Annotated in this window: 20 protein-coding genes; 8 read left to right on the top strand and 12 right to left on the bottom strand. The window is 74.2% G+C overall.

Annotated features, from left to right (window positions below):
• Positions 1-74: 74 nt before the first annotated feature.
• The 4 genes from ABEB09_RS24470 to ABEB09_RS24455 all read right to left on the bottom strand — a co-directional run bounded on the left by ABEB09_RS24470 (position 75) and on the right by ABEB09_RS24455 (position 3,317).
• Positions 75-806, bottom strand: a complete 732-nt coding sequence (locus ABEB09_RS24470) for a response regulator (protein ID WP_345692058.1) — start codon at positions 804-806, stop codon at positions 75-77.
• The gene (locus ABEB09_RS24465; RefSeq protein WP_345692057.1) at positions 803-2,062 is read right to left on the bottom strand and encodes a sensor histidine kinase; all 1,260 of its coding nucleotides are present in this window, start codon (positions 2,060-2,062) and stop codon (positions 803-805) included. The genes ABEB09_RS24470 and ABEB09_RS24465 overlap by 4 nt, the downstream gene beginning before the upstream one ends.
• A 141-nt stretch (positions 2,063-2,203) precedes the next feature.
• Positions 2,204-2,497, bottom strand: a complete 294-nt coding sequence (pspAA, locus tag ABEB09_RS24460) for a PspA-associated protein PspAA (protein ID WP_345692056.1) — start codon at positions 2,495-2,497, stop codon at positions 2,204-2,206.
• Positions 2,498-2,519: 22 nt separating this feature from the next.
• Positions 2,520-3,317: a PspA/IM30 family protein gene (locus tag ABEB09_RS24455; protein ID WP_345692055.1), complete on the bottom strand. Its 798-nt coding sequence runs from the start codon at positions 3,315-3,317 to the stop codon at positions 2,520-2,522.
• A gap of 319 nt (positions 3,318-3,636) precedes the next feature.
• Between ABEB09_RS24455 and ABEB09_RS24450 the strand changes: the two genes are divergently transcribed.
• The 3 genes from ABEB09_RS24450 to ABEB09_RS24440 all read left to right on the top strand — a co-directional run bounded on the left by ABEB09_RS24450 (position 3,637) and on the right by ABEB09_RS24440 (position 6,243).
• Entirely contained in the window at positions 3,637-4,233 is a 597-nt protein-coding gene (locus ABEB09_RS24450) for a DUF3043 domain-containing protein (protein WP_345692054.1), read from the top strand.
• Between the two features lie 41 nt (positions 4,234-4,274).
• Positions 4,275-5,027: a class I SAM-dependent methyltransferase gene (locus ABEB09_RS24445; protein WP_345694072.1), complete on the top strand. Its 753-nt coding sequence runs from the start codon at positions 4,275-4,277 to the stop codon at positions 5,025-5,027.
• A 124-nt stretch (positions 5,028-5,151) separates the two neighbouring features.
• Positions 5,152-6,243, top strand: a complete 1,092-nt coding sequence (locus ABEB09_RS24440; RefSeq protein ID WP_345692053.1) for a S1C family serine protease — start codon at positions 5,152-5,154, stop codon at positions 6,241-6,243.
• Between the two features lie 68 nt (positions 6,244-6,311).
• Here the strand turns inward: ABEB09_RS24440 and ABEB09_RS24435 are convergent, their stop codons facing one another.
• Positions 6,312-6,518, bottom strand: a complete 207-nt coding sequence (locus ABEB09_RS24435) for a hypothetical protein (protein WP_345692052.1) — start codon at positions 6,516-6,518, stop codon at positions 6,312-6,314.
• A 93-nt stretch (positions 6,519-6,611) separates the two neighbouring features.
• Between ABEB09_RS24435 and ABEB09_RS24430 the strand changes: the two genes are divergently transcribed.
• The 4 genes from ABEB09_RS24430 to ABEB09_RS24415 all read left to right on the top strand — a co-directional run bounded on the left by ABEB09_RS24430 (position 6,612) and on the right by ABEB09_RS24415 (position 11,735).
• Positions 6,612-7,811 carry a bifunctional adenosylcobinamide kinase/adenosylcobinamide-phosphate guanylyltransferase gene (locus ABEB09_RS24430; RefSeq protein WP_345692051.1) on the top strand — a complete coding sequence of 400 codons (1,200 nt, stop codon included), beginning with the start codon at positions 6,612-6,614 and terminating at the stop codon, positions 7,809-7,811.
• Between the two features lie 30 nt (positions 7,812-7,841).
• Positions 7,842-8,963, top strand: coding sequence for a nicotinate-nucleotide--dimethylbenzimidazole phosphoribosyltransferase (cobT, locus tag ABEB09_RS24425; protein WP_345692050.1), 1,122 nt, complete (start codon positions 7,842-7,844; stop codon positions 8,961-8,963).
• Between the two features lie 229 nt (positions 8,964-9,192).
• Complete coding sequence (locus ABEB09_RS24420) at positions 9,193-10,998, top strand: phosphatidylglycerol lysyltransferase domain-containing protein (protein ID WP_380840176.1); 1,806 nt, start codon at positions 9,193-9,195, stop codon at positions 10,996-10,998.
• A complete protein-coding gene (locus tag ABEB09_RS24415) occupies positions 10,995-11,735 on the top strand; it encodes a hypothetical protein (protein WP_345692049.1) in 741 nt (246 codons plus the stop codon). The genes ABEB09_RS24420 and ABEB09_RS24415 overlap by 4 nt, the downstream gene beginning before the upstream one ends.
• Here ABEB09_RS24415 and ABEB09_RS24410 read toward each other — a convergent pair.
• Positions 11,636-12,439 carry a hypothetical protein gene (locus tag ABEB09_RS24410; RefSeq protein WP_345692048.1) on the bottom strand — a complete coding sequence of 268 codons (804 nt, stop codon included), beginning with the start codon at positions 12,437-12,439 and terminating at the stop codon, positions 11,636-11,638. The genes ABEB09_RS24415 and ABEB09_RS24410 overlap by 100 nt on opposite strands.
• 133 nt (positions 12,440-12,572) lie before the next feature.
• On the opposite strand from ABEB09_RS24410, the gene ABEB09_RS24405 reads away from it, so the two are divergent.
• Entirely contained in the window at positions 12,573-13,310 is a 738-nt protein-coding gene (locus ABEB09_RS24405) for an adenosylcobinamide-GDP ribazoletransferase (RefSeq protein WP_345694070.1), read from the top strand.
• On the opposite strand, the gene ABEB09_RS24400 is transcribed toward ABEB09_RS24405, so the two are convergent.
• The 6 genes from ABEB09_RS24400 to ABEB09_RS24375 all read right to left on the bottom strand — a co-directional run bounded on the left by ABEB09_RS24400 (position 13,307) and on the right by ABEB09_RS24375 (position 20,766).
• A complete protein-coding gene (locus tag ABEB09_RS24400) occupies positions 13,307-14,101 on the bottom strand; it encodes a hypothetical protein (protein ID WP_345692047.1) in 795 nt (264 codons plus the stop codon). The two genes, ABEB09_RS24405 and ABEB09_RS24400, sit on opposite strands and share 4 nt — an antisense overlap.
• Before the next feature lie 91 nt (positions 14,102-14,192).
• Positions 14,193-15,035: an endo alpha-1,4 polygalactosaminidase gene (locus ABEB09_RS24395; RefSeq protein ID WP_345692046.1), complete on the bottom strand. Its 843-nt coding sequence runs from the start codon at positions 15,033-15,035 to the stop codon at positions 14,193-14,195.
• Positions 15,032-15,640, bottom strand: coding sequence for a spherulation-specific family 4 protein (locus tag ABEB09_RS24390; protein ID WP_345692045.1), 609 nt, complete (start codon positions 15,638-15,640; stop codon positions 15,032-15,034). The genes ABEB09_RS24395 and ABEB09_RS24390 overlap by 4 nt, the downstream gene beginning before the upstream one ends.
• A 28-nt stretch (positions 15,641-15,668) precedes the next feature.
• A complete protein-coding gene (locus ABEB09_RS24385) occupies positions 15,669-17,135 on the bottom strand; it encodes a hypothetical protein (protein WP_345692044.1) in 1,467 nt (488 codons plus the stop codon).
• Positions 17,135-18,667 (bottom strand): GT4 family glycosyltransferase PelF, encoded by a 1,533-nt coding sequence (gene pelF, locus ABEB09_RS24380; RefSeq protein ID WP_345692043.1) that lies wholly within the window; start codon positions 18,665-18,667, stop codon positions 17,135-17,137. Before pelF ends, ABEB09_RS24385 begins: the two co-directional genes overlap by 1 nt.
• Positions 18,668-18,723: 56 nt before the next feature.
• On the bottom strand, positions 18,724-20,766 hold the full coding sequence (locus ABEB09_RS24375) for a hypothetical protein (protein ID WP_345692042.1): 2,043 nt from the start codon (positions 20,764-20,766) through the stop codon (positions 18,724-18,726).
• Positions 20,767-21,041: the final 275 nt, after the last annotated feature.

Raw genomic sequence — 21,041 nt, 5'->3', positions numbered from 1 at the left:
GGGGGCGATCCGTCGGCCCCAGGTCCCGTTCTGGCGCCGGGCGTACCGCGCCTGGAGTACGCGGAACCCGCGCCTCAGTCCACCCTTGGACGTACCAGCCCCGACTCGTACGCGACGACCACGAGCTGGGCCCGGTCGCGGGCGCCCAGCTTGGCCATGGTCCGGTTGACATGGGTCTTGACGGTGAGCGGGCTGACCTCCAGCCGCTCGGCGATCTCGTCGTTGGAGAGTCCGCCGGCCACGTGCACCAGCACCTCGCGCTCGCGGACGGTCAGGGCGGCGAGGCGTTCCGCGTACGCGCCGGAGTCCGCGTCCGGCGCGGAACCGCCGCTCTGTGCGAGGAACCTGGCGATGAGGCCCTTGGTCGCCGCGGGCGAGAGCAGCGCCTCGCCCGCGGCGGCGATCCGGATGGCGCTGAGGAGTTCGTCCGGTTCGGCGCCCTTGCCGAGGAAGCCGGAGGCGCCCGCGCGCAGCGACTGGACGACGTACTCGTCGACCTCGAAGGTGGTCAGCATGACCACGCGCACGCCGTCGAGCGCCGGGTCGGCGCTGATCGCGCGGGTGGCGGCGAGTCCGTCGGTGCCGGGCATGCGGATGTCCATGAGGACGACGTCCGGGGCGGTGGTCCGGGCCAGGGCGAGGGCCTCGGCGCCGTCGGCGGCCTCGCCCACGACCTCCATGTCGGGCTCGGAGTCGACCAGGACGCGGAACGCGCTGCGGAGGAGGGCCTGGTCGTCGGCGAGCAGCACCTTGATCGGCCCGGTCGGCGCGGCCGGTTCAGCCGGTCCTGTCGGTTCCGTCGTCATGTGGCCGGGTCCTCCCTGGTGCGTGCGGTGAGGGGCAGTATCGCCTGCACGCGGAAGCCGCCGCCGTAGCGGGGGCCGGTGGTGAGGGCGCCGCCGAGGGCGGTGACGCGCTCGCGCATGCCGACCAGCCCGTGCCCGCCCGGCGCGGGGGCCTCCTCCGGGCTCGCGGAAGGTGCGCCGGTGCCGCCGTCGTCCAGGACGGTGACCTCGATGGTGCGGCCGACCCGTACGACGCTCACCTCGGCGTGGACGCCGGGGCCGGCGTGCTTGCGGACGTTCGTCAGCGCCTCCTGGATGATCCGGTACGCGGCGAGGTCGACGGCCGCCGGAAGGTGGTCGTCCCCGTCGGTGCGGGCCACCTCCACGGGCAGGCCCGCGTTGCGGAACGTGTCCAGCAGGTCGTCCAGCACGGCGAGCCCCGGGGCGGGTTCGGTGGGGGCCTCCGGGTCGCCGGACTGGCGGAGGAGGCCGACCGTGGCCCGCAGCTCGTCCAGGGCGGAGCGGCTGGCCTCGCGCACATGGGCCAGCGCCTCCTTGGCCTGGTCGGGGCGCCGGTCCATGACGTGGGCGGCCACGCCGGCCTGGACGTTGACGAGGGCGATGTGGTGGGCGACGACGTCGTGCAGGTCGCGGGCGATGCGCAGGCGCTCCTCGGCGACCCGGCGGCGGGCCTCCTCCTCCCGGGTGCGTTCGGCCCGCTCGGCGCGCTCCCGTATGGCGTCGACGAACGCGCGGCGGCTGCGGACGGCGTCGCCCGCGGCGGCCGCCATGCCGGTCCAGGCGAAGATGCCGACGTTCTGCTGCGTGTACCAGGGGGCGGAGCCGAAGGACATGGCGGTGGCCGTCAGCACGGTCATGGTGGCCAGGCCGACGCGCCACGTGGTGGGCCGGTCGGTGCGCGAGGCGACGGTGTAGAGCGCGATGACGGCGCTCATCGCGACGGGCGCGGGCGGATCGCCGGCGACCAGCTCGGCGACGGTGACCGCGCTGGTGAAGCCGAGGACGGCGAGCGGGGCGCGGCGCCGCCGAACGAGGGCCGCGGCCCCGAGCAGCATCAGCACGACGCTGCTGGGCCCGGGGGTGCGAGTGCCGAACGTGGGCCCGTCGCGGCCGCCGTGCGGGTCGGCGAACGACCCCACGACCATCGCCGTCAGCACGGCGAGCGCGAGGAGGGCGTCGGCGGCGAGGGGATGCGCCCGCAGCCAGTCGCGGCAGCGCACGAGCACCTGCACGGGCACGTCGGCGAGGGAACTCACGACACGCGAGCGTATCCGCTCGCCGCTCCGTCCCCGGCCCGGCAGGGGTGCCTCCCGGGGGCCGGGTCCTTCCCCACCCCGGCCTTCCCGGATTCGGCGTCGCCCCGAACCCCCGTTCCCCGAACGCCGGAGGGGCCGGCTTCACACCGGCGGGATCAGGCCCGTGTCCGGTTCCGCGGATGCGAGGAGCTCGCGGACCTCGTCGAGGGTGGCGTCGGGTGCCGGGAGGATCAGTTCGGACGGCTCCAGGGAGTCGTCCGGGAGCGGCTCGCCCAGTTCCCGGACCTTGTCCAGGAGCGCGTGGAGGGTGCGGCGGAATCCGGCGCCGTCGCCGCTCTGCACCTCGGCGAGCAGCTCGTCGTCGAGCTTGTCCAGTTCGGGGAAGTGGCGGTCGGCCACTTCCACCTGGCCCTCCCCCATGATCCTTACGATCATGACGCGCGTCCTTTGCGGTCGGTTACTGCTTGTCGAACCTCGGGTGGGACTGCTGCTGGGACCCGTTCTGCTGCTGCGTGCCGTTGCCGCCCTCGATGGCCTGCTGCGGGGTGGTGCCGCCCGCCAGCTCGGCCTTCATGCGCTGGAGCTCCAGCTCCACGTCCGTACCGCCCGACAGCCGGTCCAGCTCGGCCTGGATGTCGTCCTTGGCGAGGCCCGACTGGTCGTCCAGGGCGCCGGACGCCAGCAGCTCGTCGATCGCCCCGGCCCGCGCCTGGAGCTGGGCGGTCTTGTCCTCGGCTCGCTGGATGGCCACGCCGACGTCGCTCATCTCCTCCGAGATCCCGGAGAACGACTCGGCGATACGGGTCTGCGCCTGGGCCGCCGTGTACGTGGCCTTGATGGTCTCCTTCCGCGTACGGAAGGCGTCGACCTTGGCCTGGAGGCGCTGCGCGGCGAGCGTGAGCTTCTCCTCCTCGCCCTGGAGGGTCTGGTGCTGCGTCTCCAGGTCCGTGACCTGCTGCTGGAGCGCGGCGCGGCGGGACAGCGCCTCGCGCGCCAGGTCCTCGCGGCCCAGCGCCAGCGCCTTGCGGCCCTGGTCCTCCAGCTTGGCGGACTGGCTCTGCAGCTGGTTCAGCTGGAGCTCGAGCCGCTTGCGCGAGGTCGCCACGTCGGCGACACCGCGGCGCACCTTCTGCAGCAGCTCCAGCTGCTTCTGGTACGAGTAATCGAGGGTCTCGCGCGGGTCCTCGGCCCGGTCCAGGGCCTTGTTCGCCTTCGCGCGGAAGATCATCCCCATACGCTTCATCACACCGCTCATGGGCTTCGCGCGCCCCCTTCTGACCGACTCGGCTGCAGCACTCCGACAGAACCCACAGTACGGGCCCTGCTTCCATTACCGCACTGTTCGAGCGCCGATGCGCTCCTCCCCAAGAACGACTGCGCACGCCCCTGGATCCGGCCCAGGGAGTAGACGTCCGTCGGGGAAGTGTGTCCGTGACACGTCACTGGGGACGCAGGCCGTTGCCGGATCGTTCCCCACCGGGCTGGGGTCCATGCCCGCCCGTCTCCCACCACCGCCCTTGCAAGGAGGGACCGAAGGTCCCGCACCTTTCGATTACCCCGTACCCTTGGGCTTTGTGTTCCGTAGCCGTTCGAAGGATGAGAAGGCCCCCACCGAGAAGGTGACGGCGGACCTCTCCAAGCAGCCCCGCGACCCGCAGGCCCCCAAGGGCAGGCCCACTCCCAAGCGGAATGAGGCCCAGACCCAGCGGCGCCGTGCGGTGTCCCCGCCGCTCGACCGCAAGGAGGCCATGCGCCGCCAGCGGGAGGCGCGCCGGGCCGACCTGGCGCGCCAGCGCGAGGCGCTGGCCAGTGGGGACGAGCGTTATCTGCCCGCCCGTGACAAGGGTCCGGTCCGCCGCTTCGTGCGGGACTTCGTGGACTCGCGCTTCTTCGTCGCGGAGCTGTTCCTGCCGCTGGCCGTGGTCATCCTGGTGATGTCCATGATCCAGGTGGGGCAGTTGCAGAACATCGCCTTCCTCCTCTGGATGGCGGTGATCGTGCTGATCGTCATCGACTCCATCGGTCTGGCGATCCGCCTGAAGAAGCAGCTCAAGCAGCGCTTCCCGAACGAGCCCAAGCGGGGCGCCGTGGCGTACGGCCTGATGCGTACGCTGCAGATGCGCCGGCTGCGGCTGCCCAAGCCGCAGGTCAAACGCGGAGAGCGGCCCTGAGCACGGGACTCCCCGGGTTCGCCGGCGCGTCGGCCGACTGGCTGGAGGGTCTCGGGGGGCTGCGCAACACCGTCCGGCAGGAGCTGGTCGCCCGTCAGCTGGACGAGCAGATAGCCGCCCGCTACCCGGTGGGCCAGCGACTGCGGATACTCGACGTGGGCATGGGCCAGGGCACGCAGGCCCTGCGCCTGGCCCGGGCGGGCCACACGATCACCGGCCTGGAGGCCGACCCCGAGATGCTGAAGGTCGCCCGCGAGGCGCTGGCGACCGAGCCCGCCGGCATCCGCGAGCGCGTCCGGCTCATCGAGGGCGACGGCCGGGAGACCGGCGTGCACTTCCTGCCGGGCAGCTTCGACGTGGTGCTGTGCCACGGGGTGCTCATGTACGTGGAGGAGCCCGACGCCATGCTCGCGGGCCTCGCCCGCATGCTGGCGCCCGGCGGGCTGCTGTCGCTGCTCGTGCGGAACGCCGACGCGCTGGCCATGCGGCCGGGGCTCGCCGGCGACTGGTCGGGGGCCCTGGCGGCGTTCGAGTCGGACACGTACACCAACCGCCTCGGGCTGCGGGCGCGGGCCGACCGGCTCGACGCGATGACCGAGACGCTCGCCGGGATCGCGGCGCCGCTCCAGGCCTGGTACGGGGTGCGGGTCTTCACCGACAACGTGCCCAACGACGAGGGCCTGCCGCCCGCGCAGGAGCTGGAGCGGCTGCTGGCCGCCGAGGACCGCGCGGGGCGCACGGACCCGTACCGGCGGGTGGCGGCGCTGCTGCACCTGTGCGGGGTACGGGGCTGACGACGGCTGCGGGTGCGGGCTGACGGCCGCCGCAGGGCGCGGGGCTGACGGCCGCGTGACCGGCACCCCCTGATCGGCCGCGCTGCGCGGGCCGCTGTATGGGGCATACAGGGATACTCCGGACATGGACGTCCTCGCCTCGCGCACGCGCGCGCTGCTGCTCCCCGCCCTGGCCGGAGTGTCCACGGCCGCCCTGCTCGCCGGGTGCTCGGCGATCCCGCCGAGCGGTCCCGCCGTGGCGGACGTCCGTGCCCCGGCGACCCCGCCCCGGGCGGCCGCTCCCCCGCGGGCGCCGAGCCCGCCGGCCGGGTACCAGGACGTCGTCAGGGACGTCCTGCCGTCGGTCGTGCAGATCGAGGCCGGCGAGAGTCTGGGCTCGGGCGTCGTCTACGACAGCCGGGGCCACATCGTCACCAACGCCCACGTCGTGGGTTCGGCGCGCAGCTTCACCGTGACGCTGGCGACCCGGGAGCAGCCGCTGACGGCGAAGCTGGTGTCCAGCTACCCGGAGCAGGACCTCGCCGTCATCAAGCTGGACAGCCTGCCGCCGCAGGGTGTGCGGCCGGCGGTGTTCGGCGACGCGTCGGAGGTGGAGGTCGGGCAGATCGTCCTCGCCATGGGTTCCCCGCTCGGCCTGTCCGGCAGCGTCACGCAGGGCATCGTCTCGGCGACCGGCCGCACGGTCAGCGAGAGCCACCGCGACGGCGGTACGGGCGCGACGATCGGCAACATGATCCAGACGTCCGCGCCGATCAACCCCGGCAACAGCGGGGGCGCGCTCGTCGACCTGGAGGGGCGGGTCATCGGCATCCCCACGCTCGCGGCGGCGGACCCGCAGCTGGGCGGCGGCGCGGCGGCCGGGATCGGCTTCGCCATCCCGGTGTCCATGGTGAGGACGGTGGCCGGGCAGATCGTGAAGTACGGGACGGTACGGGACTCGGGGCGCGCGGCGCTCGGCATCACCGGCCGTACGGTGCTCGACGCGTCGTACCGGCCGGGGGGCGTGGCCGTGGAGCGGCTCGCTTCGGGCGGGGCGGCGGCCGGGGCGGGACTGCGGGTGGGGGACATCATCACGGGCGTCGGCCGTGAGCAGATCACGACGATCACCTCGCTGCTGGAGGCGCTGGCGTCGGAGAAGCCCGGGGCGAAGGTGACGGTGCGGTTCGTGCGGGCGGGCAAACCCCGGTCGGTGACGGTCACGCTGGGCGAGGCGTAGCACCTCTCGCCCCGGGCGTGCCAAGGACGACGAAGGCGCCGCGGCGGTTGCGCGGCGCCTTCCCCGTGTCATTCCTCGGCGTTCAGGGGCATGGGGCCGTAGATCTTGGTGGTGTCCTCGAAGAGGACGACCTGGTCGGCGCCGCCCTCCAGGAGATCGCGCCAGTTCTCGCCGATCCAGGATTCGGCGTCGCCCTGGGTCGGGAACTCCTCAGGGGTCACCGCCGGCTCCACCTCCGTGCCGTCGGACTTCTCGAACCGCCACGTCCATGCCATGCGCGACCTCCCGCGTCCCACCAGCTGTGTTCTTTTCCTGCCCGCAGCGTAGCCGGGCGCGCACCGCGCCGGGGCTCGCGGGAGGATCAGTACGTGGAACTGACTCTGCTCGGCACCGGTGCACCCCTCGGGCTCCCCCGCCCCGACTGTCCCTGCGCCGTGTGCGCCCTCTCGCGGGGCGCGCACGCGCGGGCCGCGACCTCCCTGCTCGTGGACGGGGCGCTGCTCCTGGACCTCACCCCGGGGGCCGCCCTCGCGGCCGCCCGCGCGGGACACAGCCTCACCGGCGTACGACAGGTCCTGCTCACCCACCCGCACGACGGGCCCGCCGTGGAGCTGCCGGCCGGGCTGCCGTCCGCCGGGCGCGTCCCGGACGGGCGGGAGCTGACGCTGATCAGCGGGCACAAGGTGGTGGCCGTGCCGATGGACGCGCCGGGCACCGGCTACGAGGTGACCTCGCTGGAGGGCCGTCGGCTGCTCTACCTGCCGCGCGGGGGCGCGCCCGCCGGTCTGGCGCCGCCCGCGCGCCCGTACGACGTGGTCGCCGCCGATGTGGTGGGGCGGCCGGACGCCCTGGCGCGGCTGCGGGCGGTCGGCGCGGTCGACGAGGACACCGAGCTGCTGGCCGTGCACCTGGACCACGACGTGCCGCCGGGGCGGGAGCTGGACCGGCGGCTCGCGGCGGCCGGGGCGCGGGCGGTGCCCGACGGGACGTCGCTGACGATGGGCGGGTACCGGGACGCGCCGCCCGTGCCGCGCCGCACGCTGGTGACGGGTGGCGCCCGGTCGGGGAAGTCGCTGGAGGCGGAGCGGCGCCTGGAGGCGTTCCCGGACGTCGTGTACGTGGCGACGGGCGGTTCCCGGGACGGGGACCCGGAGTGGGCGGCCCGGGTGGGGGCGCACCGGGAGCGGCGGCCCGGGTCGTGGCGCACGGAGGAGACCTGCGAGCTGGTGCCGCTGCTCCGGCGGGAGGGGCCCGCGCTGCTCGTCGACTGTCTGTCGCTGTGGCTGACGGACGCCATGGACCGGGTGGGCGCCTGGGACGACGACGTCTGGCTGCGCACGGGCGAGAGCGCGCTGCGCCAGCGGGTCGCGGAGCTGGTGGACGCGGTGCGCGGTACGCCTCGTACGGTGGTCGCCGTCACCAACGAGGTGGGCGGCGGGGTCGTCCCGGAGACCGCGGCGGGGCGGCGCTTCCGGGACGAGCTGGGGCGGCTGAACGCGGCCTTCGCGGAGGAGTGCGAGCAGGTGCTGCTGGTGGTGGCGGGTCAGGTCGTCGTCCTGCGCGGGTGACCTCCGCCCGCGCCCGGTACTGTTCCGCGAATGAGCAGGGTGAATCTCGACGACTTCTCCGACCTGATCGAGCGCCCGGACAGCGGTACGCGCCGGGACGCCGAGGAACGGCGGGAGCGGCTGGCCGTCCCGCCCGGTGCGCTCGGCCGCCTCGACGAGCTGGGCGAGTGGCTGTCCGCCGCGCAGGGCGCCGTGCCGGTCCGGCCCGTGGAGCGGCCGCGGGTGGTGCTGTTCGCCGGTGACCACGGGGTCGCGGAGCTGGACGTGTCGGGCCGGCCCGCGGGCGGGGCGCACGCGCTGGTCCGCGCGGTGCTGGACGGGTCGAGCCCGGTCGCCGTGCTGGCGCGGCGGCTGAACGTGCCGGTGCGGGTGGTCGACGCGGGTCTGGACTGCGACCCGGAACTGCTGCCCGAGGACGTGGTGCGCCATCGGGTGCGGCGGGGCAGCGGCCGGATCGACATCGAGGACGCGCTCACGCCGGAGGAGACCGAGCGGGCGGTACGCCTCGGCATGGCCGTCGCCGACGAGGAGGCCGACTCGGGGACGGACCTGGTGGTGCTGGGCGACCTGAGCGTCGGCGGCACGACGCCCGCGTCCACGCTGATCGCCGCGCTGTGCGGCACGGACGCGTCGGTGGTGACCGGCCGGGGCGGCGCGGGCATCGACGACCTGGCGTGGATGCGCAAGTGCGCGGCCGTCCGGGACGCGCTGCGCCGGGCGCGGCCGGTGCTGGGCGACCAGCTGGAGCTGCTGGCGGCGGTGGGCGGCGCGGACATCGCGGCGACGACCGGGTTCCTGCTCCAGGCGGCGGTGCGGCGGATGCCGGTGATCCTGGACGGTGTGGTGTCGGCGGCGTGCGCGCTGGTCGGCCAGCGTGCGGCGTTCCGGGCGCCGGACTGGTGGCTGGCCGGGCAGCTGAGCGGGGAGCCGGCGCAGGCGAAGGCGCTGGACCGGATGGCACTCAACCCCCTGCTCGACCAGGGCGTCACTGTGGGGGAAGGAACCGGGGCGTTGCTCGCCCTCCCCCTCGTCCAGGCCGCCGCGGCGTTCGCGGCGGAGCTGCCGGAGCGGCCCGACCAGCCGGAGCCGGCGGACGAGAGCGTCGTACGGGACGACGTGCGGGGAGAGGGCGGGGGAGTGTCCGCAAAGTAGCGTCGTCCGCCCGAAGGGCGGGCCCGGCGGCGTCTGGTGCGTGCGATCGCAAGGCGGAGGAGGGAGTCATGGCGGAGCCATGGCGACCGACGACAACGCCGCGAGTGTGCGTGCCAGACGCCGCCGGGCAGACGGGACTTTGCGGACACGACCCAGGACTGAGGTGTCCGGTGCGGTCACCCGCGTGGGTGGCCGCACCGGCACCCCGCCATGGCGCGCGATGCCCCATATGATCGCGTTTCATGGGAGAGGTCCGTTGACCGCGCTGACCGCCGAACGAGCACTCTCGGGCACCCCCGGCACCCAACTGTCCCGGCGTTCCGCCGCGTTCGCCGTCTGGTACCTGCGGGCCGTCACGTGCGTCAACCTGCTGAGCGCCATCTGGGTGTCGTTCGCCCAGGACCTGCGGCGGCACAACACGGACGAGTTCTTCACCCCGTACATGCTGACGGCCGGTTTCGCGTCGGGGGTCTTCACGCTCTTCCTCGCGGTGACGCTGCGGCGCCGCAAGCGGGCCGCGTGGATCCTCAACACCGTCCTCGCCGGGGCGTTCCTGGTGCTCTTCGCGGCGGCGATGCTGCTGCCGGAGATCCGGCGGCACCCGCAGAACTGGGTGTCGCTGGTCCTGACGGCGGCGTTCGTGGGGGCACTGCTGGCGGGCCGGCGGGAGTTCTACGCGAGGGGCGACCGGTCCAATCCGCGGCTGGCGACGGCCGTCGCCGTGGGCGGCGGGCTCGCCGCGTCGCTGATCGCGGCGCTGCTGGTCACGGCCACCGACACGGCGGCGGGCCCCGCCACGTTCGTGGACCGCTGGCGGTACGGGACGATGCGCCTCGTCACACTGGCGCCCGACCCGGAGCGCCTGCCCGTGGCGCCGCCGCACTGGGTGGACGTGGCGATCAACGTGCTGGCCGTGGTGCTGCTGGTGGCGGTGCTGTACGCGGCGTTCCGCTCGCGGCGGGCCGTCGACCCGCTGGCCGAGGACGACGAGGAGCGGCTGCGGGCGCTGCTGGAGCGGCACGGGGAGCGGGACTCGCTGGGCTACTTCGCGCTGCGCCGCGAGAAGAGCGTCGTCTGGTCGCCGAGCGGGAAGGCGGCCGTCACGTACCGCGTGGTGAACGGGGTGTCGCTGGCCTCGGGCGATCCGATCGGCGACCCGGAGGCGTGGCCGGGCGCGATCGAGCCGTGGCTGGCGCAGGCGCGTGAGCACGGCTGGGTGCCGGCGGTGATCGGCGCGAGCGAGGAGGCGGGCACGATCTACGCCCGGCACGGGCTGGACGCGCTGGAGTTCGGCGACGAGGCGATCGTGGAGACGGCGGACTTCTCGCTGGAGGGCCGGTCCATGCGGACGGTCCGCCAGGCCCACAACCGGGTGCGGCGGGCCGGTTACGAGGTGCGGATCCGCCGCCACGAGGACATCCCGGACGAGGAGATGGCCGCGCTGCTGCGGCGGGCCGACGACTGGCGGGACGGCGCCACGGAGCGGGGCTTCTCGATGGCGCTGGGGCGGCTGGGCGACCCGGCCGACGGGCGGTGCGTGATGCTGGAGTGCACCGACGGGCAGGGCGTGCCGAGGGCGCTGCTGTCGTTCGTGCCGTGGGGGCCGAAGGGACTGTCGCTGGATCTGATGCGGCGGGACCGGGACTCCGAGAACGGCCTGATGGAGTTCATGGTCATCGAGCTGTTGCGGCGCGCCGGAGAGATCGGGATCACTCGGGTGTCACTGAACTTCGCGATGTTCAGGTCGGTCTTCGAGCGTGGCGCGAAGCTCGGGGCGGGGCCCGTGCTGCGGATGTGGCGCTCGGTGCTCACCTTCTTCTCCCGCTGGTGGCAGATCGAGTCGCTGTACCGGGCCAACGCCAAGTACCGACCGACCTGGGAGCCGCGTTTCATGCTGTTCGAGAAGGGTGCCGACCTGCTGCGCATCGGTGTCGCCGCGGGCCGCGCCGAGGGATTCCTGGACGTGGCGGCGCTGCTGCCCGGTGTACGGCTGCCGGAGTGGCTGCGGCGCGCGCGTCTGGGGGGAACGCGGTGACGGCGGGGCTGAGGGGGTTCGCCCGCCACGAGTGGGGTGCGCTGTTCACGACCGTACGGGCGGCGCTGGCCGAGCGGGGATGGCGGGCGATCGCGATGACGCTCGTCGCGGTGTCCCTGACGGCGCTGTTCCAGGTGGTGCAGAACCAGCCGTGGGGCTACGAGCCGGTGCAGCGGATCGGCTCGGTGCGGGCCGAGTACCCGCTGTGGCTGGCGCTGGTGCGGACGCCGCTGTCGCTGTTCGTGCCGGCGCTGGACCTGCCGGTGTGGGGTGCTCTCGCGCAGATCCTGGTGGTGTTCGGCATCGCGGAGATCTGCCTGGGGCGGACGCGGACGCTGCTGATCGCCTATCTGGCGACGCTGGCGGGGACGACGTACGCGCGGATCGGGATCGCGCTCGGACCGGACCATCCGCTGGGGCTGCCGGCGTCGGACGCGCGGGTCGTCGACACGGGCCCGTCGGCCGCCGTGGTCGGGCTCGCGGTGTTCGTGTGCTGGCGGTACGGGGCGCGGCTGACGGGCCATCTGGTGATCGTGGCCATGGTGGTCGAGGTGATCGTGAAGACGAACCTGGCGGGCAAGGAGCACCTGGCGGCGATCGCGGCGGTCGTGGTGGTGTACGGGGTCCTGGCGTGGCGTCAGCGGCGCTCGTCGGGCCGCCCGCCGGGGGGTTCGGCGGGCCGCTCGCCGGGCTCCGGTGACAGCAGCCGGTCGGGGGCGCCGCCGATCAGGTCGTGAAGGCGGCGGCTGAGGCGGGCCCACCGGCGGTCGTGGTGGTAGGCGCGCAGCCCCGCCCTGGCCCGGGCGCGGGGGCGGCGCCGGTAGACGCGGCGGGACCACAGGGAGCCGGGGCGGGCGAGCCGCAGGGCGCCGATGACGGCGACCAGCGGGACGAGCGTACCGATGACGGCCATCCGGAACTTGCCCTTGAGCAGGGCGATCAGCACGAACAGGAAGTTCACGCCGAGGCTCAGGGCGAGGGAGGCGCGGTTCTGGCGCTCCTCGGGGGTGAGGGCGTCCACGCCGAGCGGTGAGTTGCCGCCGAGGACGAGCAGGAGGAGGGCGGTGGTGAGGACCACCACCTCCACGCTCTTGCGGCCCTCCTCGGTCCAGTACACGTCGTCGAGGTGGAGGATCAGCGCGAACTCGTCCAGGACGAGCCCGGCGCCGATGCCGAAGAGGACGGCGCAGACGATCGCGGCGGCCTCGTGGCGGCCCGCGCCGATGCCGCCGAAGCCGCCGACGAGGGTGAGGACGACGCCGGGGACGACGTGGTGGATGTGGAGTCCGCCGGTGGTGACGTTCCGGAACGGGCCCTTCCCGGCGCGGATGAGGCGGGTGACGGTCCGGGTGACGAGGAACGTCAGCACGAAGGACGCCAGGGCGACGAGCAGCGGCAGCTTTCCCGGCTCGACGATGTTGCGGGTGAACCAGTGACCCATGCCACCCCCATCCGGAATCGGGCGTTATGCGCAATTTACCGTCCGGTGCGGGGCGGTGGCAGCGACTACTGTGCGCGCGGTGAGCACTTCCGAGGACCGCATCGGCCCGCACGCCCTCCGCTTCGCCTTCGGCATGCTGACCGTGCTGCCCACGCGCGTCACGCGCTGGGACCGGGCGGCGGCCCGCTCCGGCATGCTGTGCGCGCCGCTGGTGGGTCTGGTGGTGGGCCTGTCCGCGGCGGCGGCCGGCGGGCTGCTCCTGCTGCTGGGGGCGGGTCCGCTGCTCGCCTCGGTGGCCTCGGTGGCCGTGCCGGCGGTCCTGACGCGGGGGCTGCACCTGGACGGGCTGGCCGACACGGCGGACGGGCTGGGCAGCGGCAAGCCCGCCGAGGACGCGCTGCGGATCATGAAGCAGTCGGACATCGGCCCGTTCGGCGTGATCACCCTGGTGTTCACGCTGCTCGCCCAGGTCGCCGCGCTGCACACGCTGTACGGCGAGGGCTGGGCGTACGGGGCGGGCGCGGCGGCCCTGTCCGGCACGGTCGCCCGGCTGGCGCTCACCCTCGCGTCCCGCGCCGGCGTCCCGGCGGCCCGCCCCGAGGGGCTGGGCGCGGTGGTGGCGGGCACGGTCCCGGCCGGCGGCGCGCTCGGGGTCGCCGCGCTGGTGGTGGCCGGGTGCGCGGCGGCCGGGGCGCCGTTCGGGGCGTACGACGTGGTGCGGGCGGTGCTGGCCGCCCTGCTCGCCCTCGCCGCCGCCGAGGTGCTGCTGCGCCGCTGCGTACGCCGGTTCGGCGGGGTGACGGGCGATGTGTTCGGCGCGGTGGCGGAGACGGCGGCGACGGCCGCGCTGGTGGCGCTGACGCTGGGTTAGGCCGCGCCCCGGCGCAGCGGAAGCCGCCAGTTCGCGTCCTCGTACCGCTCCGTGGGCTCGACGGAGACGGCCAGCCAGTCGGATCCGGCGAACGTGGCGACGGCCCTCACGCAGGTGACGCTGCGCCCCGCCGGCACCTTGTCGGGACAGGGACCGACCCGGCCGTCCGAGGCCTGGGCGGCCTTCGTACGGGCCTCGACGAACTCCCCCAGGACGAGTTGCTCGGCGTCGCCGATCGTGAAGCCCATCCGGTGCAGGTCGAGCGGCGCGGCCGTCCCGTTGGTCACGGTGAGGGTGACGCGGTACGCCCGCTGCCCCTTCAGCAGCGTGGACGGGTCCTTCGGTCCGGGCGTGAACGGCTCCGGCCCGGCGAGCCGCAGCGTGACGCCGTCGGTGTAGGTGACCGTGCCGGGCGCGGTGGCCGGCTTCCAGGCGTGTCCCTGCGCGTCGAGGATCCGGAACGACCGCTCCGGGGTGTACGCGGGCTCCGGTTCGTCGGAGCTGTAGGCGCTGTGCAGCGCCCACATCGCCCCGCCGAAGAGGATCACGGTGGCCGCCATCGCCAGGGAGCCCAGCACGATCCCCGCCGTGGCCCCGGCCGCCCGTACGGCCTCTCCGCGCCGGGCCCGGCGCAGGAGGACCAGGCCGTGGATCACGGCCCACAGTCCGGTCGGCAGCGCGAGCAGGAGGAGCGGGGGGAACCACCACAGGGAGGCGAGGAAGGCGCAGGCGACCAGGCCCACCACCATGGGGGTGGCACCGGCCCGCTTCGGGATCGAGGCATCATGCATGATCCGAACGGTATGCCGCCGGCGGGGCGGCCACGTCGGCAGCCCTACTCAGTTCCGGCTGAGTACGTGTCCCCGGCCGGGCTGGAACCACCTAGCAGGGCCTGCGCCACACGCCGAGGTCGTACCGCTTCAGTATCGAACTGGTCCGTATCCGCCGGGCGTCCGGGCAGAAGGCGGACGTCGGCAGTTCGTACTCGGCGTGGAAGACCGCCTTGCCGGCGTCGAGGAACGGCTGGAGCCGGTCGCACTCGTCGTACTGGGCGCACTGCTCGTTGACCGCGAAGTCGAAGTCGCCGACGAGCTCGGGGATCTGGTCCAGGTCGTTCTTCAGGCCCACGGCCAGGCCGCGTTCGTGGGCGAGGCGGGCGATGAGCCGGTTGTACCGGAGCTGGTCGGCGGCCGTGAGGGGGAAGCCGGTGTCGTTGGCGTAGCCGTCCATGTTGTCCGGCTCGACCGCGTCGAAGCCCTTCTCGCGGCACATGTCGATACGCGCGGCCATCAGGGGCTCCAGGACGTCGGTGCGGCGGATGTCGAGCCAGCGCTCGCCCTCCCAGCCGTTGCCCTTGCCGAGAACGGTCTTCGGGAACTTCGCGGCGTCGGGGCGGAAGTCCTCCCACGCCCCGGTGGACAGGTAGCAGATGACCTTGCGGCCGCGGCGGTGCAGATCGGCGACGGCGGAGGCGGGGTGGTCGAAGCCGTCGATGTCGTAGACGGGGACCTCGACGGTCGGGTCGAGCTTTCCGCTGAGCTGCCACTGCCAGGGCGTGCCGGGTGCGGGCCGCCACCTGTCGCCGGGGGAACCGGCCGGTGGCGTGGGCGTGGGGCTCGTGGCGGGGCCGGGGGCCGGCCCGTCCGGTGCGGTGGTGCACCCGGCCAGCAGCGCGGCCAGGGCGGCGGCCGCCGCCGCGGCCAGGACGAGGGGGCGTCGCGTCACAGGTGCTCCAGTACGTGCGGAAGGGTGCCCCACGGGTGGGGGCCGTCCCCGGGGACGGCGCACCGGACCGGGGCGGTGAGCCGGGCGTCCGGCGGCGCGGCGTACACGAGGTGGCAGTGGTGGCCGGCGCCGGGCAGGTCGAGGTGGCGGTAGGTGTCCCAGGGGCCCTCGAACGTGACCAGCAGGTCGGCCAGTTCGCCGTACGCGGGGTGGGGCGGCGTGCCGTGGTTGAGGACCAGCGTGGTGGCGCCGGCGGCGCGGGCGGCGACCTCCAGGCGCCGGTAGTGGTCGAGGAGTTCGGGCTCGGCCGCCGCCTGGTCCAGGAAGGCGCCGTCGGTGCCGTACCAGTCGCGGTGGCGCAGCAGGTCGCGGACGACGTCGGCGTGCGGGCGGCGGCCGTAGTCGGTGTCGGCGTAGCCGAGGACGCGCACGCCCGCCGCGCGCAGCCGGGCGGCGACGGCGGCGAACGCCGGGTCGGGGGCGTCGCCCGCGCCGTTGGCGGGGTTCAGGACGACGCCGTACAGCAGGGGCGCGGACGCCACGAGGGCGTCCCACTCGGCGGGCCGGTCGGCGGGGTGCTCGTAGTACGGCACCAGCAGGTTCATGCGGGGGTTCCTCGGACGGTACGGGTGGTCAGTGGCGGTGCGCGGTGGCGCGGCCCAGCAGCACGCAGCAGAGCACGCCGAGCACCGTGGCGGCCGCGCCCGCCACGGTCACGCCGACCGCGCGCGGGTCGCCCAGGCCGGCGGCGAGCGCCACGGTGTGCGCCCCGGCCGCGACGGCGCACACCGTGGCGGCGCTCAGGACGGCGCCGAACGACTGGAGCAGCAGCGCCGCCCACAGCACGGAGCCGATCAGCAGCAGCGTCAGCAGCCGCACCCCGCCCAGCGGCGGCGCCCCCGGCACCAGCGCCGTCCCGGCGGCGGCCAGTACCAGCAGCACCGTCAGGTAGCCGGACAGGCACAGGGCGAGCGTCCCGGAGGTCGACCTGCGGAAGGCGCGGGGGCTGGTGGAGGCCCGCAGCCCGGCGAGGCTCTCGCCGCGGAACCGGTACAGCAGCCACTCGGCGGGCCCCATGGACAGGGTGAGCGCCACGGCGGACGGCGCGGCCACCGCGGCGGCGGGCCCGTACACCAGCACGTCGCCGATCGCCGTGTACAGCACCAGCAGTCCGGTGCCGAGGCCGAACAGCCCGTACGGCAGCGAGGCGGGCAGCCGCGGCGCGGCGTGGCCGGTCCGCTCCGGCACGCCGGGCGCGGTCTCCACGGCGAGGGCGCGCCCGGCGAGCGCGAGGGCGGCCAGCAGCGAGGCGAGCAGCAGGGCGACGCGTACGGCCGTGGGCGGGTCGGTCCACAGGGCGGCCAGGGCTCCGGCGGTCACCGGCAGGAGCGCCCCGAACAGGGACTTCTCACGGTCCAGGACGAGCAGCACGGTCGCGGCGGCCAGGTACAGCGACTGCCCGGCGGAGAAGGCGACGGCGCTCCACTGGCCCGGCTGCGCGCAGGCCACGGCGACGAGGGCGCCGAGCAGGGCCCCGACGGGCGCGCCGGTGAGCAGCGTGCGGGCGGCGGCGGGCCGGTCGCCGAGGCCGAGCCAGGCGTACGCGCGGTGGGACAGCGCCTGGTTCCACACCCAGCCGGTGACGGCTCCGGCCAGCAGGGGCACCGTCCCGGCGGGCATGCCGAGCGCGCCGGTGGGGCCGGCCAGCAGGGGCGCGCCGAGCACGTAGGCGAGGCCGGGCAGGGCGAAGACGAGGCCGCGCAGGACACAGCCGGCCAGGCCGGTGTGCCAGGGGTCGGTGGGGGGTCCGGCCGGTTCGGGGAAACGGCGCTCCACGCGCGCGTACAGCTCCTCGGCGAGGGCGAAGGAGTCCGGGCGGCCGTAGGTGAGGCGTATGTGGTCGTCGGTCATGCCGTCGGACTCGAGGATCGCGGCTATCTCGTCGGGGTGGACGGCCTGCGCTATGACGTCGTCCAGGCGGCGGGCCAACTCGTCGACGGGGTCGGCGGCTGCCCAGCCGGGGCGCTGCCGGGGCGGGCGCGGGATGCGGGTGAGGGTGTCGCTGCCGCCGGGCGGGGTGAGCCAGAGGGAGCCGCTCATCAGACCGTCCCCTCGGTGGCGAGTTCGCGGTACCAGGGGTCGGTGATGCGCAGCTGGAGGGTCCAGTCGCCGGTGTCGGCGGGCGTCGGGACGGGGTCGGGCTGGGGCATGCCGGCGAGTTCCAGGTAGATGCGGCGGAAGCCGTCGACGGAGCGGGCGAGGGTGAACCGGTCGATGACCCGCCGGCGGGCGCGGCGGCCGAGTTCGGCGCGGCGCTCGTCGTCGCGCAGCAGGGCGAGGACGGCCTCGGCCATGACGGCGGGTTCGCGGGGCGGGACGACGAGGCCGGTGTCGCCGACGGCCTCCCGTACGCCGCCGACGTCGGTGGAGACGGTGGCGCGGCCGCAGGACATGGCCTCGATGAGGGAGAAGGGGAAGCCCTCGCTGATGGAGGAGAGCATCACGACGCTGCCGGCGGCGTAGGCGCGGGCCACGTCGTCGACGCGGCCCTCGTAGCCGATGCCGTCGCCGACGCCGAGTTCGGCGGCGAGCTTCTCCAGGCGGGTGCGGTAGTCCTCGTTGCCGGCGGGCACGGGGCCGAAGAGGCGCAGGCGCAGCTCGGGTAGTTCGGCGCGGGCGATGGCGTAGGCGCGGATGAGGGTTTCGAGGTCCTTGATGGGGTCGATCCGGCCGCACCAGCTGAGTGTGGGGGTCGCGGGATCGGGTCCGGCCAGGGGGAAGGCGTGCGGGTCGACACCGTTGTAGACGGTGCGGATGCGGTCGGCGGGGGCTCCGCCGCGCTCCTCCCAGCGCCGGTTGTACTGGTTGCACGGGGTGATCAGGTCGGCCTTGCGGTAGCCGAGGGTGTTCAGTTCGCGGTAGAAGCCGAGGATCAGGGCCTTGACGGGCCAGCGCTGGGCCTCGGTGCGGTAGCCGAGGTACCGCTCGCGCAGGTAGATGCCGTGCTCGGTGAGGAGGAACGGTACGCCTTCGAAGTGCTGGGCGGCGAGCGCCGGCAGGGTGGCGAGGCCGCTGGAGACCGCGTGGGCGACGCAGTCGCCGGGTATGCGGGCGCCGAGCGGCCGCAGGGCGTGTTCGAGGAGGTCCGTGGCGGTCAGCGCGTCGTGGACGGTGGGCCGGGCGGCCGCGGTGTCGAGGTGCGGCATGGTCCAGATCCACATCAGGGACCGCAGGGCCGCCTCGGAGCGCAGGGCGGCCGACAGCCGTCCGCGCCGCGCGAGTTCGGCGAGGCCGAAGAGGCCCTCGGCGAAGTGGCTGCGCGGCGCGGACGGGTCGAGGATGGCCAGCAGGAACCGCTCGTAGGTGTCGATGAACCGCCGCCGCTCCCGCCCCATGAGGGGGCGGGAGCGTCCGGGGGCCGGCCCCCACAGGGGGAACGAGGTGTGCCGGTAGACGTTGGGCGGCAGTTGCCAGGTGACCGGTTCGCGGCCGCTGCCGGTGAGGGCGAGGATGTGGAAGTCGACCTCCGGCATCCCGCGGACGAGCTGGTCGCACCAGGTGCTCACGCCGCCGTGGACGTGCGGATAGGTGCCTTCGGTGAGCATGGTGACGTGACGCCCGCTGCTGAGCATGGGTGTTCCCCCGGTGTGGACGGTCTGGCCGGTGTGGAAGAGGGTCGGGCCGGTGGTCAGGTGGTCGTCGGCAGCGTCAGGGTGATCGTGGTCTGGAACGCCCCCGGAGTGTCCCAGGCGGAGCGGGCCCCCGCGTAGGGCGCACCGAAGGCGGTCGAGCCGAGCAGTGTGCGCTTGCGTGTGCCCTCCGGCGCGGTGAGGGGCGCGCTCACGCCGGTCGGCGCCTGGACGGTGACCGTGTCGCCGACGCGGTACGCGGTGACCCTGCCGTCGGCGACGGCCCGGTCCCAGGCGGCGCGGCGCTGGAGTTCCGTACCGACGTCGCGGTGGCGGGGGTTGACGAGCGGGGTGTTGTCGGCGAACAGGGCGCGGTAGTCGGCGAGGATCCGGTCGAGGACGGGGTAGAGGAGGCGCTCCTCGGCGAGGTTGGACTGGTGCACGTAGTGCGGGCGGGGGTCGCCGGCGACGATGTGCGACAGGGCGATGCGGGCCTCCTGCGGGACGATGTACGACGGGTAGCCGGTGGCCGGGTCGAGGGGCTCGTCGAGGCAGGTCGAGGCGGGGTTGGTCTCGCAGACGCCGCTGCCGCCGTCGGCGCGGCTGGTGTAGACCCAGTTGTACTCGTCGGTCATCTCGGCGGCGGTGCCGACGTTGTAGTAGACGTTCATCGGGTGCCGCGGCACGGTGAGGGCGCTGCCGACGGGGCGCTGGGCGGGCTCGCGGGAGTTGTCACTGGCGATCCAGGTGACGCCGTTGTCGGCGAGGGCGCCGGCCAGGTTCGGGTTGTCCTGGGGCTGCTGGGGCAGGGTCGCGAGGCCGGAGTGCTCGCCGGTGACGAGTTCGCGGCGGTCCACGGAGACGCCCTTGCCGACCGCCCAGGTGTGGTTGTCGCGGATCTGCGCGGAGATCTCGGCGCGGCTCATCCACAGGGTGTTGCCGTTCGCGTCCTTCGCGCACTTCCACGGGACGGTGGAGGTGTCCTGGACGCAGCCGAGGAAGGGGTGCGTGTAGGTGTGGTTGACCCAGCGGTACTGCGCCCGGTCGGCGAGGAGCTGGGTGGTGAGCGGGTCGCTGCCGCCGTGCGCGGCCTTCCACTCCTCGCCGGCGCCCGCGTTGTACACCATGTCGAGGGTGAAGCCGGCGGTGCGCTGCCACTGGGCGGCGTACTGGGCGTCGGCGGCGGTCATGCGGATGGGCGTGGTGCCCTCTCCGTCGCCTCCGGGGCAGTCGAAGTCGCCGGGTGTGCAGTTGCGCACGGTGTCCCAGCGGGAGTCGGGGGCGAAGACGTCGTCGACGTGGACGGAGAAGTGGTAGCGGCTCTGTCCCAGGTGGACGCCCTGGGTGAGCCACTCGACGATGCCGCGGGCGAGGGCGCGGAACTGCCGCTGGTGCTGGTTGTAGGCGAAGGTGACGACCAGTTCGCGGCGGCCGTCGTGGGCGTACTCGCCGACGAGGCTGGCGGTGCCGCCGCCGGCGACGGGCAGGTCGAGGTAGCTGGTGTAGCCCGCGCGGGGGCGGCCCGCGTAGCCGTAGCTCTCGGAGACGTCCGGGTCGTTGTCCTCGAAGGCGACCGGGCCGTCGAGGTAGCGGAACGGTCCTGCGAGTCCGGCGGCCGTCACCGTGGTGCGCTTCCCGTCCAGGAGGCCGGAGTAGCCGCCGTCGGTGGTGTGGTCGAGGCCGACGCCGGGGTGGGCCCAGGTGTAGGCGTCGACCTGCCGGATGCCGAACGTCTTCTCGTACGCGGTGAGGGCGGCCTTCTCGGCGGCGCCGAGGTCGGCGGGCGCCTCGTCGGGCAGGATCACGCCCTGGAACCTGGCGCGCGGGCGGCCGTCGACGGTGTCGGACAGGAAGGCGGCGTCGATGACGGGCCTGGCCGGGTCGTCGAGGTCGATCCGGCGGAACGGTACGCCGGAACCGCGGAGTTCGGATGTGAGGGCCCGGACGGCGCCGCCCCCGTCGTCGACGACGAGCACGGTGAGGTCGATGCGCGGGGCCGGTTCGGCGGCGGTCGCGCCGGCTGCCGGGAACGCGGTGGTCAGGAGTGCCGCGGCGAGCAGCGCGCCGGCCGCTCTGCCGGTTCTGACTCCGTGAAGGTTCATGGTCTTTCCCCCCTGGCGGGTGCTCCCGTGCGACGTACCGCCCCGGGAGGATCTGTGGAGATGATGCAAAGGGATACGCAGCCGGATGCACGATTGGAGGGAGTGTGACGCAGTTCTCATGTTCTGATCCGCAAAACATGAAAGAGACGCCACGGAAGAGTGAATCGCCGCCGCCGTGAGGGATACGGGAACGCGCGCGTAGGCTCCTGCCTGACGCGCGGGCGGGCCGAACTACCATGCGGCGGGCACGGTCGGCCCACCCCTCGACCACCACA

The organism is Streptomyces coeruleoprunus, assembly GCF_039542925.1.
In the GTDB taxonomy this organism is placed as follows: domain Bacteria; phylum Actinomycetota; class Actinomycetes; order Streptomycetales; family Streptomycetaceae; genus Streptomyces; species Streptomyces coeruleoprunus.
The sequence above is the reverse complement of the archived record's forward strand: the minus strand, read 5'-3'. Positions and strand labels throughout refer to the sequence as shown.